Below are 13,661 nucleotides of genomic sequence, written 5' to 3'. Positions count from 1 at the left end.
TCCCCGTCTCTTTTCCTTTCGGGTGTGGGCCGCCGGCCCCCCCCCCGCCATTCGCTGCCCGCGGGTGCCGTGCCGGCCGCCACGGTCGCACCCCGGGCCGCGCGGCACCCGGCGACGTCACCCCTCGCACTCACCACGGAGTTTCCGCATGACCGCAGAACGACTGTTCAACCTTGCCGCCGAGTTCGCCGAGGCGACCGGCAACGCCGAACGTTTCCACGTCCGCGCGGCCTGCGCCACCGGCGACGACCGCACCGCTCTCACGCTGAAGGCATCGAGCTGGAAGGGCATCGCCGCCCAACGACGCGAAGCGCTGCGCACCGGATTGAACGAGGCACTGCCCGGGACCGTCACCGCCACGCCAGACGAGGAGCTGCCCGTCGCCCTCTGGCAGCGACGTCACGTCGAGGTCCGCGCCATCACCCTCGACGCCGCCCCGGTGCGCGTGCGGTACAGCCCCGCGCAGGCGGTCGCCCTCGGCACCGCCCTCATCGCCCTCGCGACCCTGACCGACCAACGAGGCGGCGGCACCCTCGGCGACATCCTCGCCACCTTCCCACCCGACACGAACGCCGGTAGCGAGCCTGTTCACAAGGGCGGGTCACCGGCATGACGAACGGGATCGACCCTTCGGAGCACACCGACTGCATCGGCGATGGGCAACGCACGGTCAGCACCGAGCAGTTCGCGGAAGCACTCGCTTTACTCGGCTCGATCGACCCCGTCTGCGCCGACATGCTCACCCACCTCAACCTGCGCGTCTACCCGGGCGAGCCCGGCGACCGCACCGCATACGTGGTGCTCGACGTGCACGGCGTCTCCATCGGCGTGAAACGCCGCGCCGACGGCCTGTACCTGCACGCCGACACCACCGAAACCGATGACCGCCTCATCGCGTTCGAGGTCAACGGTGGCGGCGAGATCGATCACCCCACCAGCTAGCTCTCACCCTGAACGGAGTTGTGATGTACCGATCACTGGAGTACGGCGACACCGCCCGGGTGATCAGCCCGTCCGACGCCGTCGAGTACCGCCTCGGCACCGTCACCGACGTCCGCTATTCCACCCCGCACACCACCTACGCCCGCCGCTACACCCTCCGCTTCCCCAACGGCGACGAGCGCACCTACCCGGCCGCGATCGTCAGGCGAGCCACCCGGGCCGACGACCGCGCCGACCTGGAAACCGCGCTCACCAAGGCGGCCGGGGCGGTGCGCGACGCTTGCCGCATCGCCCACGACTACGACGCCGACCTCAGCACCGGAACCGCGAGCCTGCTACGGCGGCTGGTCGACCTCGCCAGCCTGCGCCTCGGGCTGACCCTCGACCCCACCAACCCCGCTTGGCCGCTGACCCGCGACCAGGACGGAGGCGACCAGTAATGCCACCGCACATCCCGCACCCCGAGGAGTCCGCCCGTCATCCCGAGGCGGCAGCACTTCACCTGAGCACGGCGCCGGTCCCGGAGTCGCTCTACTGCCGCCGCTGCCGTCGAGCCCTCAACATCCGTCTCAACGACCTGGGCGTGATCGTTGAGTACCTGCACGCGGCCGAGCAGCGCGGCCAGCGCAGCGACCACCGCCCCGAGCCGGTACCCATCACTGAGATCCCCGACCCGATCATCCAGTGCGACTTCTGCTCCGCACCAGACGCCGCGTGGATCTACCGATGCGCCAACCAGGTCACCGACGCGCGCCGAGTCACCGCACAGATCGTCGCGGTGGGCGACTACCAGTCTCGGCACCACGCGGCGCGGGTTCGCCGCACCGACACCGAGCACGCCTTCACCCAGGCATGGGGCGAACGCTGGTCGGCCTGCAACGGGTGCGCCGACCTCATCGAGGCCCGCGACCTTTACGGCCTGATCGGCCGTGTGGCCGACGCCATGCCCGCGAAGCTCACCCGAGGCAAACACCTGATGCGGACCCGGGGCCAGCTCCACGACAGGTACTCCGCCGTATTCGACACCCTCGCCCCCGGCCGAGGCCGCATCGCGCCCGGCCACCCAATCGGCACCGGTACCCACCCGGCGGGGGAGGCACCATGACCGACAACACGGGGCGCCACGGGTGGCCCGCCCTTACTCACGCGAAGGCCCGCCGCCAGATGGGGCCGGTGTGCGGGACCGATGACGTGCCATTGAGCCGCATCACCGAGGACCCCCACCTTGTCACCTGCCCCGACTGCGAAGGTCTGGCCGACATCGACGCGCTCCCCGACGATGCCACCGCAGGTGACCCCCGCGTCATCGAGCTGCTGCGGGAGGCGAAGGGCGGCGCGTGCCGCAAGATCGACGGGGTGCTGGTGGACGCGACCACCGCCGCCGCGATCCTGACCGTGTACGACGCCATCAAACCCGCCACCCGCGCGAAACTGGCCGCGCTGCGCATCGACCGCATGGCGCAAGTGGCATGGAAGGTGCTGCGCCCATCGAGGTAACCGGGTGGGTCGGTGGCCGGCGGGCACACCCGAGGGTGCGTGCAATTCCCGACCGGCCACCTCGCCCACTCCGGGCCGCCTGCGGACACACGGCCGCTTCTACCCGAGCCAGGGCGTGCCGCCGATCCTACGGCGAGCCGTAGCCGCCTCGACGGCACGGCGCCGGCAGAGAGCCCCCGCCGGAGGGAGGATGGGGACGTGGCACGACGCATGATCGGCGGACGGATCGCCCTCGACCGGGCCGAAGTCGCCGCCTTCACCGACGCGGCCTACTCCACGGTCAACCACTGGGACCGCCACCGCGCCCGGTTCGGTTTCCCCGAAGGCTTCCAGCACGACGGCCGCGAGTGGTTCTGGCTCGACGACATCGAGGCATTCCACACCGCGCACCAGGCCGCGAAACGCGCCGAGCTGACGAAGGTCGACCGCCGCGGCGACTCCGAAGACCTCATCGGCTCGGGCGCGGCGGCGAGGGTCCTCGGATACGGCTCGTATCGCAACCTGCCCGACACCCTGTATGACCACCCTGACCGAGTTGAGGTGCTGCCGGACGGGCGGGTGCGCCGTCTGTGGTTCCGGCGCACCGTGTGGGCCGTGGCCGACGCCCGTACGGGCCGGCAGTCCACCGGCCGCGCCCCCGGCACCACCGGTGCCCGCAAGCCGCACCCGTACGCGGACGACCTCCGGCTTCGGGCCGCCCTGGAGTTGCTCAACGAGGCGGACGCCGCCGGGCGGGCCCGGCGTGGACTCGGGGTGGAGTTGGCGCGGAGGCTCAGCATTCGGCAGCGGACTGCGCAGCGGTTGCTGTCGGAGGCGCGCGGCGCGGCCGAACGCCGCCGATAACGTGCCACTCATCGACCAGCCGCCGATAACGGCTGAGCTTTCGTCGGCGGTCTCTCCTATCGTTGCCGTGTGGTCCTCCAGATTGACACCTCCGCACCGCTGCTGCGTCCGAGCCAGCTCACCGCCCTCGTCCGGGCCGTGAGGGCGCCGATCCTCACGACGAGCATCGGTGGATCGAGTGGAAGTCGACCCTCGACCTGACTACGACGGCCGGGCTGGCTCATATCGTCAAGCACATCATCGGACTGGCCAACCGTCAGCCGGCCGCCGCCGCTCAGCGGGCTGGCGGATTCGGCTACCTCCTTGTTGGCGTGGAGCCCGGCGCGATCAAGGGTGTAGCGACGGTCGACCTGGAGACCCTGATCGGTCGGGTGCGCCCCCACGTCGGCGACGTGGTGCAGTGGACACCGGAGCACGTCACGGTCGACGGGAGACAGGTACTCGTCGTGATCGTCGACCCGCCGAAGGCCGGCGACCCCATCCACTGCCTCCGTAAGCAGATCGATAAATTCCAACCCGCCACCGTCTTCGTCCGGCACGCCGGCCGCACCGACCCAGCCAACCCCGGCGATCTCGACCTGCTTCAGGCTCGGTTGCTCGAACGTACTCAGAGGCTGCAGATGACCGTCGCGGCGACCCCGTCGACCATTGAGGAGTCGCCCGACATTCACGACGCGGTGAACCAGTGGGTGGAACAGCGCCGCCCAGTTCTCCTTGCCGCGCGCCACCAGTCCGCTCGGCAGCCCAGCGTAGGCATGGTGGGCGTGCACACCGGGTTCCTAGGACCGGTCCGAGACACCCGTACCGAGGAGCAGTACGCCGAAGAAGTCGAAGAATTCCTTGACGGGGCACAGGAAGTTCTTCAAGGTCGTGGATTTTGGGACCTGTTCCGACACAAGCCAGCCTCATTGACCTTGACCGTGACCAACCCGACCGACGTTGGCTACACCGCCATTCGGCTTGTCGTCGATGTCCCTGGTCAGGTGAATGGCTACCCCGAGGAACTGGTGGAGGCCCTGGATGGCGACCGTCCTGGCGCCCCGCGTCCCCCAAAGCCACTCGGCACGCCCTTTGTTCGCAATCTCGTCCCACACCTCTCGGCATACAACTTCGCGGCGCACATCCCCGCACCCGTATATCCCGGCCCAGGTCCCTCGTACACCGTGCGAGACAGCGGCTCGGTCACGATCGAGTACGACGACTTCGAGTTGCGTGCCGAAGAATCCGTGAACCTGGAACCGGTGCCACTGTTCGTACTGGAAGAACCGGACGCCACACTGACCGCAACATGGTCCGCAACTGCCGCCGAAGTCCGTGGACGGCTCACCGGTGAGTTCACCATCACGGTCGATCCCAGCACCCTTGACTTGGAGAATCTTGACGACGACCACGAGGTCGAGGAGTGATCGTCGCTCTAACACGGCTAGGGCGTAACTCTGCGATTTGAGATGGCGCGCCGCCGGTCCTTTTCGCCGGCGGCGCTCGGCTCGCTGTCACTCTTCGTCATCGGCCCGCGCGGTATACCGGCGCCTTCGGTACCTCGATGAGGTAGCTCAGCGCGCCGTTGGTCCGTGCCTCGGCTGGCGACGGTGCGATGCAGCCGGCCGTACGTCGGCATCGACCTCGATCGTACGGAGGCTGGGGCGCTCTCTCGATCATGCGTCGTCCCTCCTAGCCGCGTTCGGCGCGGTGTCCGTTCGGGTGGCTGTGCCTATGCCCACTCTGACCTCGACGGGTGGATCACGCCCTACCGGGCGTAACCAGGGGGCCTCGGTGTCGTGTTGATTGAACAGCTCGGCATCACTTAACGCACCGCGCACCGGTTGCTCGCCAGTGCCTACAAGCGACCGCTGCCAATCCTGCTGCCCCAGCATCTGACCAAGACGACAACTAGCCCATATTAGAGGAAGGTGCACTTGTGGCGCGAGATCGAGGGGTGTCGTGACAGGTTCGCGTCGCACTCCAGACCTAGAGTCAGGTGCGTTCGTAGTCGGCGCGCCACAACGAGTCAGCATCGGCGTGGCGCCAACACGCCACGTCCGAGGGGTGCGCTACAGGTGTTCGACGAAGCAACAACCGCGATCATCACCGGAGCGACCGGCAACATCGTTGCTTACATGCTTAACGGCCACGCGGATGCCTTGCGTGCTTGGGTGTCGAGGATCTTCCGTACCGGAAGGGAAGCCCGGCACTCGCTGCCCCTTCGAGCATTGGAGGAGGACAGTGCCGCCTTGGCGCTGGGGACCGCAACTGAATCGGACATCAGGGCGCGGTGGAGCGTACTGCTCACATCTCTCCTTGCCGCTCATCCCGAGTTGCGCGCCGAAGTCAACGCTCTCGCGACTACCCCAGTCCCGGCGAGTGTGGTCAACCTTGGTTCACAGAACAACTACGGCTCGGGGCCGTTTATCGCCGGACACAACTTCGGAAGTATTAGCTCGGCTCCAGGGCGGAAAGTCGAGTGACGGTATCCTTCCCTGAACACAATCCTCCGGTACAACAAAGCAACTTTGGCCCCGGGCCGTTCGTTGCTGGCCACAACTTCGGCAACATCGAGATGGTGGACGACAGAACTAGGGCCGCCCTCGCTAAGATCTCCAACGATTTGCCGCCGGTTGGTGCACTGCTTAGTAAGGCCCTTGATGAAGGCTTGATACCGCCAGAGACGGTGCGTACCTTGGCGGGCGTAGCGCAGAATCTCAACGCGGATACCGCCCACTGGATCCACGAGGGTGGCCGAGGTATCAATGAGGACACCGCCTCCTGGATCTGGCAAGGTGGCCAAGGCATCAATGAGGACACCGCCTCCTGGATCGCACAGGCGGCACGAAACATCAACCCAGAAGTAGCGAGCAGCCTTACCCACACCGCTGGTGAACTGAAGGAGGTCGCCGATAGGTTTGAGGACGTACTCCGGCAAATAAGCTCCACCTCCGGCGCCCTTCGCGCATCAAAGACCCACGCAAGTCAGTGGAGTCAAACTGCGACAGCGATGCAGCGGGCAGCAGGCGAATTGGCAATGGCAAGGCAGGTCGAGGCAAATCTCCGAGATAAGTATTCGGCCAAGTGGTTCGGGTACGGAGCTATCGCGGGGTTCGTCGCTGCAATAGTGCTCGCTGTCCTAGTAATCGTAATCATGGTCAACGCCACCTAAGCGACAACTTTGGTCGGACCCCGCACTCAATCGGCACGACATGTCGCCGGGTCAGCGCTCGGACCCGGCGACATGTCCATCCTGCGAGCTGGCTCAGTCCTCGTCGTCGTCTGCGTCAGTCCGAGGCGTCGGAACCTCGATCAGGTAGCGCAGCGCGCCGTTGATGTCGGTCTCTCGGCTGTCGGCGGTGCGCTTCAGCACGTCGTAGACGTCGTCAGCGACCTCGATCGTGCGGAGGCCGGGCGTTGTGGCGGTCATGTGTAATCCCTTCTGGCAGCGTTCGGCGTGGTGCCCGTTCGGGCAGCCGTGCCTATCCACGCTGACCTCGACGGTGCGATCAAGACCGCCGCTGGCCCCAGGCCAGGGTTACGACTCAGGGCTCCGTTCGAGGGTGGAGCGTCGTCGCTCGTTTGGTGTGTGTCACTGCGGGGCGTCGCCTGGAATGGCGGCGTCGGCGGCGCGGAGCAGGGCGGCGGTGAGGCCGCGAGCGTGCTCCGGGTTAAGGCTTAGTTGTAGGTCCGTCCTCCGCCGGAACACTGAACTCGACGTAGAGGCGTTCCAGGTCGGCGGGATCGGTGCCGATCCAACTCGGGCCATGTCCCCAAACGCCACACTCACCTTTGCCTCAACGAGGCAAGCCCGGTCGTAAACGTGCACCCTGTCCGCCACGCCTCGGTGCAGGAGTGCCCCAGGTGAGAAAGGGTCGGCGTCGTCGTGGCGGCACTCCGTGCACCAGGGCGGTAGTGCTGCGGGTGCGGTGGCCGGGCGGCGTTGGCCGCTCGGCCAGGCTCGTTCAGCTGCGGCTTCGTCGCGCGTCTGATCATGTTCGGTGCACTGGCGACGGCACGTTATACCGATGCGGTGAAGCGGGAGCCGTTGACCGAATGCGCCTCCTGGCGCAGCGTGGCGAGAAGTTCCGACACGGCGCTGTTGCGGATCGAGTGGCCGTTTTGGCGTATGCGACGTGCGAGGGCATCTCGGTTGACGGTCTGGCCTTCGCGGATCAGCTCGTCGCGGGCTGCGCGGGCGGCGGGCAGCAGCGGTACGAGATCCGGGGCAAGGTCCACACCAGCATCGTGTGCGTCGTCGGACGAGTCGTCGTCGTGAGATTCCGTGTCGAGGTCATGGCCAGTCTCGTTGACATTTGATTTGTGGTCGCCTTCCGGGTGTTCGGCGGTGTCAGGAGCCTCACCGAGACGCGACCTGTCGACATCGACGTCGACGGTAGGGCGCTCGGGCAGCGGTCTCCGATCGGGTGGCGAGAGTTCGCTGGTACCAGTCGGGGGCTCGACAGGTGCCGCTGCGGCGCGCTCGGCCGGTGCCGGTGCCGCTGGTGCCTCGGCTAGCACGGCGTGCGGTTGGTTTTCGCCTTCGCGGCGGTGGGCGGCGAGTTCCACGAGTGAGACCGATGCGACGATGATCAGCCCGTCCACCGAGAGCGGTAGGAGGTAGGGCACGGTGCCGGTCTCGCCGTATCGGGCGACGACTCCGACCATGTGGTGATAGCTGATCCACGCGGCGATGGCGGCGATAGCCGAGGCGGCGACGATTCGGATGACGCCGAGTAAACGCCGGTAGACGGGTACCCGGGTGACCAGCTCGACGGTGATCAGCAAGGCCAGAGGTGGCCACGCCGCGATGGCCTGGGAGATCGGGTTCGCTTGTGCGTGCAGGATGTTCGCGGTGACCGAGGCGGCCACGCCGAGGGCCAGCGTCGCCCGCACGGACCATTGCATCCGCTGGAGCTGGCTGTCGTTCATGGCCGTCCTCCACTGGCAGGGGCGACGGGTCGGAGTTGGCGTTCGGCGACGCGCCGTGTGGCCTGGGACGGATCGGCGTCGCCGAGGTCGGCGAGGCGTTCCTCCAATCGGCGCAGGGTGCGCCGCACGGCATCGGGTCGCTGCTGCCGGCCGTGGATACGCATGATCCGCTGGCATAGCTCCTCGTTGACCGGGTCCAGGTCGGCGGCGCGTTCGAGGGCGGCGATGGCCTGGTCGGGGTGGTCGGGTTCGAGGATTTCGGCGATGCGGGCGTAGGCGGTGAGGATTTGGTGGCGGTAGCTGGTGGCGTAGTCGGTGGCCCAGGTGTGGTCGTGGCCTTCGGCGAAGTCGCCCCCGTACAGCTCGGCCGCCCGGCGTAGCGCGGTAAGCATCGTCGCGTCGTCGTCGGTGGTGGTGGCCTGGTCGATGGCGGTGAGCATCTGCCAGAGGTCCACGGTGACGGCCTCGGGGTCGAGGTGGTATCGGCTGGTGGCGGGGTCGTAGACGATGAACATTGGGTCCTCGTGGCCGGTGGCGGCGCGCAGCACCCGCCGGGCGGTGGTGATGTCGGTTCGGACGCGTTTGACGGCGGCGGCCGGGTCGGCGTTGGGGTGCAGGTCGGCGGCGAGCTGGTCGAGGGTGCGGCCGGCGGGGTGGGCGGCGAGGACGGCGAGCGCGGTGTAGGAGCCGCTGCGCATTCCGGTGGCGATCGGCCCGGCGTCGGTGGCGACGGTGACCGGGCCGAGTACCCGGAGGCGGACCAAGGCCGCCGCGTCGTCGGGTTGGACCGGTACCACCTCGTTCGTCTCGACGGTCGCCGCGGCCGGCGAGATCTCGGCGGGCGGGTCGTCGACGTCAGCGCCGGCCTCGGGGCGGGCTATCGCGTCGGTGAGCATCGAGAGGATGGCGGCGAGGTCATCCGCGCCGAGGGTGGATAGCCGGGTCACCGGATGCGGTTCGTCGCCGGTGGCGGTGCCCTCGGGGCTGATCTCGACGGTGGGGATGCCATCGTGCGAACCGAGGATGACGGGGTGCAGGTCCAGGGCGGCGCGGTGGGTGGCGACGGCCTGGAGGCGGGCGGCGTGCCGGGGTCGGGACTCGATGAGCAGTACGTACGGCGGTTGCGTCTCGGCGTGGTCGGTGCGGGCGTTGAGGTCGGTGATCGTCTTGGCGTGGAAGGTGTCCAGCAGCCGGCGACGGCCGATCATTTCCTCCTCGGCGTGGGTGACCGCCGCGGCGGTGTCGGCGAGCACGACGAGGCGTTCTCCGTCGTAGGCGGTGCCGTCGGGGTCCAGCCCTATCAGCGGGGCACCTGGGGGCAGAAGTCGGGCGAGGAGGTCTGCCGTGGTGACGACTATCGGGCGGGCGGTGGCGCTGTCGGTGACGCCGGTGGTCAGGACGGCGGCGAGGACGGCGCGCGCTGCCGGGATGGCGTTGGCTCCCGTCAGGGCGAGGCCGGGACCGGGCAGGTGGAACAGGTTCACCTCGTTGCCCTCAAGGTCGACGCCGACAGGAGCCGGCACGGGATGGCTGGCACGGCGGTGGTCATCAACGGCGGTGCTGAGGTCGCGGCTGCCGATGGTCTCGACGTCAACGAGCCACGGCGGAGCCGGGGTGGGTTGCGGCCCAGGGCTAATGGGTGCCGGGAAGATCAGCCGGGCGTGGCGGCGTCGGTGGAGACGGAGCAGGGCTGCTACTGCGGCGATGGCGGCGGCCAAGCCGAGGCTGATCCAGCCCTGCGTCGGCAGTGCGACCCCAGCCTCGTCGCCTGGTTGATCGGATGGCGATTTGGAGGCGGACGCCGCACCGTCGGCCGGGACGCTCGGCGTGGCCGGCGCGGGGGTGGGCGGCCTCGGCGTGCTCGTTGTCTTGTTGTCGGGGGCCGGTATGGCGCTGGCTGGCGGTGCCGACGGCGGCGCGGTGGGCGCGGTGTCGGTTGTCCCGGGTGCCGCGACGTCAGGGCTGCCAGGGGTGGGATCAGGTGGGGCAGGTGCTGGTGTGGTTTCACGGGCGGGGAGCGCGAGTGTCCACCCGACGTGGATCTCGTCGGGGTCGGTGAGGGCGTAGCCGTTTGCCTGTTTGTGCCCCCGGTTGAGGGTGTATATCTCTTGCCAGCGTTTTGGGTCACCGAGATGCTTCGCGGCGAGATCCCACAGGGTGTCTGCGGCGACGACTCGGCACGTCCCACCCGGGGTGGAACGAGCCATGTTGGCACCTGCATCCTGGCGAAGGGCCGGCGGCGCGGCGGATCGGACGGAGACGGTTAGGGCCGGCAGCGTTCCCAGAGTTTCCCCGTGTGGCAATCGTGATGCGGGAGCCGGCGGGGCACCCAGGGCGTCGGGAGTAGGTCGCCCCTCGCCTACAGACGATGGGGCGTCTGGTGACGGCTCGGCGTCCATCGCGGTGGTGCTGTCGGCGGCAGCGGGCAAAGCGGCCATCGTGGTGACGGCAGTGCTGCCCAGCAGAACCGCCGTGAGCGTTTGCAGTGGTCGGGGTAAGTGCAGCACGACGTGCCACCGCAGGCGATCGGCGAGGTACTGGTGGATGTGCTCCGCGATAGCAACGGCAAGGAGCAGCCACAGCAGCCAGGCCCCGAGTTGCCCTAGCAAGGCGAGGAAATCGCCGCTCAGTGGCTGGCTCAGCCACACGCGCAACTGGTCCGCCGTCACCATCCCGGGGCTGATCCAGCCGGCCCGGTAGATCAGCACCGGCGGTGCCAGTGCGAGCACGAAGGTACCGGCGCGTACGAGCAATGCTGAGGTTCGTCTCGCCATGGCATGTCTCCCTCCCGAGGTGCGCAAGGGGTCGGTGAGACAGACCGTAGGAGCTGGATGGGCTGCTGATACCGATGCCGGTGCTAACAGCACCTCACACGGCCTTACACGGCCTTACATCCGCAGGTCACGGCCTTGCCGTACCTCCGTGCCTCGCGACGTGGGCGAGTGAGGCGACGATGCGGATTCGTTGCCGCTTCCTCCTCTCTTCACAAACACGCTCTTCGATGGCCATGATCGCTGTAGACGATTGCCGTCTACCCGATGTCGAGGAGGCCGCTATGCGGATACGACTCTCTGCCCGCTTCCCCCGCGCTATGCATACCGTCGCGGTTGCCGCCGCCGTAGTCGTCGCGAGCGCTGGCTTCGTTGGCGTCAGCGCGCGGCCGGTGTCCGCCATGCCGCCGGGCATCCCGTCGAAGGCGACAGCGCAATCGCAGCTCAACGCGTTGACCGTGGCCACAGAGGGCTCGACCAGCGGCTACTCCCGGGACCTGTTCCCGCACTGGATCACCATCAGCGGTAGCTGCAACACCCGGGAGCAGGTCCTCAAACGCGACGGCACCTCCGTTGTCGTCGACAGCTCCTGCGCGGCCACCTCAGGGCGTTGGTACAGCCCGTACGACGGAGCGACCTGGACGGCTGCCTCCGACGTTGACATCGACCACGTCGTCCCCCTCGCAGAGGCGTGGCGCTCCGGCGCGAACTCCTGGACCACCAGCCGCCGGCAGAGCTTCGCCAACGACCTGAGCCGCCCGCAGTTGATCGCGGTCACGGACAACGTTAACCAGTCCAAGGGCGACCAAGACCCCTCCACGTGGCAGCCGCCCCTGTCGTCGTACCGGTGCACGTACAGCAAGATGTGGATCGCGGTGAAGTACAACTGGGGCCTGAGGCTGCAATCGTCGGAAAAGTCGGCGCTACAGGCCGTGCTCAACACCTGCAGCTCTTGACCACAACATCGGCCAGCGGCGGCATCGCACAGGATGCTGCCGCTGTCCGGATGCGTTGTCAGGCTCGTCCGCCAGGCAGCGATTAGGGCCTGTTTCATAAGAACTGGCCGGCCTGCGGCGGGCCCGAACGACGACCGGCGGCGTTGCGGTTTCGCCCGGATACAACACCGGTATCCGGACGAAACCGCGCCTTGCCGGATCGCCGCCCGAACTCCGCCTCGGCTCGACCGCCCTTATGAAACAGGCCCTAGTCGCCGAGCGCGCGGAGGGTACGGGAGCAGAAGGTCGTCAACTCAAGTCAGCGTTGTTCAAGGCTTGTAGAGGGCCATGAGCTGGGCATCGGCTGCTCCCGATGGGTTTAGGTTGACTCGTTATGTCAGGCCCGGCGGGGCCCATTCCGGGCCGCGGTGACGCCGCTCAATTGGCGAAGTGAAGGGAGTTGCCGAGGGGTGGGGCGCGTCCGCCTGCCTGTGGAAGGTGACCGTCAGCTACGGCGAGTTAGCGGTTTGAGTCCCGTACGCCGCCGGTCACTCACGGCGTGACCAATAACGGGAACCCGGCGCGCAGAGGTAAAGCGTTCACCCGAACGACGGGGCGGGGTGCCAGGGAGACAATCGCTGGATGCCGGATTCGAGTGCGGCCCTGGGGCGCCTGGTTGCCCACGCGAACAGTGCCAGCGATCTGCTGGCCTTTTTGTTCGAGCGGGACCCGAACCCGCTGATTACGCTGCTCGGCCTTGATGTTGATGTCTACCGGTGTCGACGTGAGGGTAGGACGCCGGCAGGGCGTCTCGATGTCGTGGTGTACCGCGTGTCAGACGACCTGCCCGTGGCGGTGTTGGAGTTGAAGGGTGCGTCGAGCGAGCACGGCGATCAGCTCGACCGATACCAAGCCTGGGCGGCAAGGTTCGACCCGGTACCGCTGCTGTTCTACTGCACGCTCGACGGGGACGATGACATCTCACGACCTCCGTGGCGACGAATCGGGCTCGTCGCGCTGTTCGAAGCTTGGAACAGTGCGGGTGATCCGCACGCCGCGTGGCTCTCGCGCGAGATCGCGAAGGTCCTGCGCGGCTGGGACGAAGAGGCGGACGGGGTCATTGGCGCGGCCACCGGCTGGTACGTGCCAGACCTGATCAGCCGCCGGACAGCGCGCGCCGTCAACGACGCGCTGCGTCGTGCCCATCCGGACGACGGAGAGGCCGAAGCCTTACGCACCAATGTCGGCAACCCGATGCTGATGGCGTGGCGACGGCATCCCCGTGGTTCGCGCCATGCATGGATTGCTGTGGACGTTCGTAGCCAAGGGCGTGGTGTGCCGGCCCGGCCCTGGCTCATACGGCCGTGTGTCGATGCGTATGCATCGGACCGGTCCGAGCGGGAGGTGCTGCTTGAGGCGCACGATCTTGCCGTCGGGCTGTGGCCGGCGATGGTGCTGCCCTCGGTTCGGGACGCGCTTACCCGGTCCGGCCGTTCCGACTTGGCCGACGCGCTCAGGGCCGGGCGCCATGATGGTCTCCGACATCGTGCCGAGTCCACGACACTGGCGCAATGGCGAGCTCAGCTCGAATCGGATGCTTCGCCGTCAGGAAACCATCCGGTCTTCCGCCAGGATCGCGGGCGGCGCCTAGCCACCCAGCTCGAACTCATGGTCACCGGCATCAACCGTACGGATCTAGCCGATCTCATTTTGGTTGTGCTCGACCACCTAGCTGAACACGCACGTCGATCGTAGGCGC

At 67.7% G+C, this 13,661-nt stretch carries 14 protein-coding genes; 11 read left to right on the top strand and 3 right to left on the bottom strand.

Going from position 1 to position 13,661, the window contains the following annotated elements; all coding sequences use genetic code 11:
• Nucleotides 1–148: 148 nt before the first annotated feature.
• The 9 genes from ACWER9_RS07670 (at nucleotide 149) to ACWER9_RS07630 (ending at nucleotide 6,436) form a co-directional block, all read left to right on the top strand.
• Nucleotides 149–613 (top strand): hypothetical protein, encoded by a 465-nt coding sequence (locus ACWER9_RS07670; RefSeq protein WP_452301027.1) that lies wholly within the window; start codon nucleotides 149–151, stop codon nucleotides 611–613.
• Entirely contained in the window at nucleotides 610–942 is a 333-nt protein-coding gene (locus tag ACWER9_RS07665; protein WP_452301026.1) for a hypothetical protein, read from the top strand. The genes ACWER9_RS07670 and ACWER9_RS07665 overlap by 4 nt, the downstream gene beginning before the upstream one ends.
• 23 nt (nucleotides 943–965) lie before the next feature.
• On the top strand, nucleotides 966–1,382 hold the full coding sequence (locus ACWER9_RS07660) for a hypothetical protein (protein WP_452301025.1): 417 nt from the start codon (nucleotides 966–968) through the stop codon (nucleotides 1,380–1,382).
• The gene (locus tag ACWER9_RS07655) at nucleotides 1,382–2,047 is read left to right on the top strand and encodes a hypothetical protein (RefSeq protein ID WP_452301024.1); all 666 of its coding nucleotides are present in this window, start codon (nucleotides 1,382–1,384) and stop codon (nucleotides 2,045–2,047) included. The genes ACWER9_RS07660 and ACWER9_RS07655 overlap by 1 nt, the downstream gene beginning before the upstream one ends.
• The gene (locus tag ACWER9_RS07650) at nucleotides 2,044–2,439 is read left to right on the top strand and encodes a hypothetical protein (protein WP_452301023.1); all 396 of its coding nucleotides are present in this window, start codon (nucleotides 2,044–2,046) and stop codon (nucleotides 2,437–2,439) included. Before ACWER9_RS07655 ends, ACWER9_RS07650 begins: the two co-directional genes overlap by 4 nt.
• A 210-nt stretch (nucleotides 2,440–2,649) precedes the next feature.
• Nucleotides 2,650–3,282, top strand: a complete 633-nt coding sequence (locus ACWER9_RS07645; RefSeq protein WP_452301034.1) for a hypothetical protein — start codon at nucleotides 2,650–2,652, stop codon at nucleotides 3,280–3,282.
• Between the two features lie 173 nt (nucleotides 3,283–3,455).
• Complete coding sequence (locus ACWER9_RS07640) at nucleotides 3,456–4,688, top strand: AlbA family DNA-binding domain-containing protein (RefSeq protein ID WP_452301033.1); 1,233 nt, start codon at nucleotides 3,456–3,458, stop codon at nucleotides 4,686–4,688.
• A 651-nt stretch (nucleotides 4,689–5,339) separates the two neighbouring features.
• Nucleotides 5,340–5,747 carry a hypothetical protein gene (locus ACWER9_RS07635; RefSeq protein WP_452301022.1) on the top strand — a complete coding sequence of 136 codons (408 nt, stop codon included), beginning with the start codon at nucleotides 5,340–5,342 and terminating at the stop codon, nucleotides 5,745–5,747.
• Nucleotides 5,744–6,436: a hypothetical protein gene (locus tag ACWER9_RS07630; RefSeq protein ID WP_452301021.1), complete on the top strand. Its 693-nt coding sequence runs from the start codon at nucleotides 5,744–5,746 to the stop codon at nucleotides 6,434–6,436. The genes ACWER9_RS07635 and ACWER9_RS07630 overlap by 4 nt, the downstream gene beginning before the upstream one ends.
• 93 nt (nucleotides 6,437–6,529) lie before the next feature.
• On the opposite strand, the gene ACWER9_RS07625 is transcribed toward ACWER9_RS07630, so the two are convergent.
• From ACWER9_RS07625 to ACWER9_RS07615, 3 genes are all read right to left on the bottom strand, one after another.
• On the bottom strand, nucleotides 6,530–6,694 hold the full coding sequence (locus tag ACWER9_RS07625) for a hypothetical protein (protein WP_396795261.1): 165 nt from the start codon (nucleotides 6,692–6,694) through the stop codon (nucleotides 6,530–6,532).
• A gap of 590 nt (nucleotides 6,695–7,284) precedes the next feature.
• Nucleotides 7,285–8,196, bottom strand: coding sequence for a DUF2637 domain-containing protein (locus ACWER9_RS07620; RefSeq protein WP_452301020.1), 912 nt, complete (start codon nucleotides 8,194–8,196; stop codon nucleotides 7,285–7,287).
• On the bottom strand, nucleotides 8,193–10,970 hold the full coding sequence (locus tag ACWER9_RS07615) for a BTAD domain-containing putative transcriptional regulator (protein ID WP_452301019.1): 2,778 nt from the start codon (nucleotides 10,968–10,970) through the stop codon (nucleotides 8,193–8,195). The genes ACWER9_RS07620 and ACWER9_RS07615 overlap by 4 nt, the downstream gene beginning before the upstream one ends.
• A 281-nt stretch (nucleotides 10,971–11,251) precedes the next feature.
• Here ACWER9_RS07615 and ACWER9_RS07610 point away from each other — a divergent pair, with 281 nt between their 5' ends.
• Both ACWER9_RS07610 and ACWER9_RS07605 read left to right on the top strand, forming a co-directional pair.
• Nucleotides 11,252–11,923: an HNH endonuclease family protein gene (locus ACWER9_RS07610; protein ID WP_452301032.1), complete on the top strand. Its 672-nt coding sequence runs from the start codon at nucleotides 11,252–11,254 to the stop codon at nucleotides 11,921–11,923.
• A gap of 621 nt (nucleotides 11,924–12,544) precedes the next feature.
• Nucleotides 12,545–13,657: a hypothetical protein gene (locus ACWER9_RS07605; RefSeq protein WP_452301018.1), complete on the top strand. Its 1,113-nt coding sequence runs from the start codon at nucleotides 12,545–12,547 to the stop codon at nucleotides 13,655–13,657.
• Nucleotides 13,658–13,661 lie beyond the last annotated feature (4 nt).

The sequence above is a fragment of the Micromonospora sp. NPDC003944 genome, assembly GCF_053605225.1.
The sequence above is the reverse complement of the archived record's forward strand: the minus strand, read 5'-3'. Positions and strand labels throughout refer to the sequence as shown.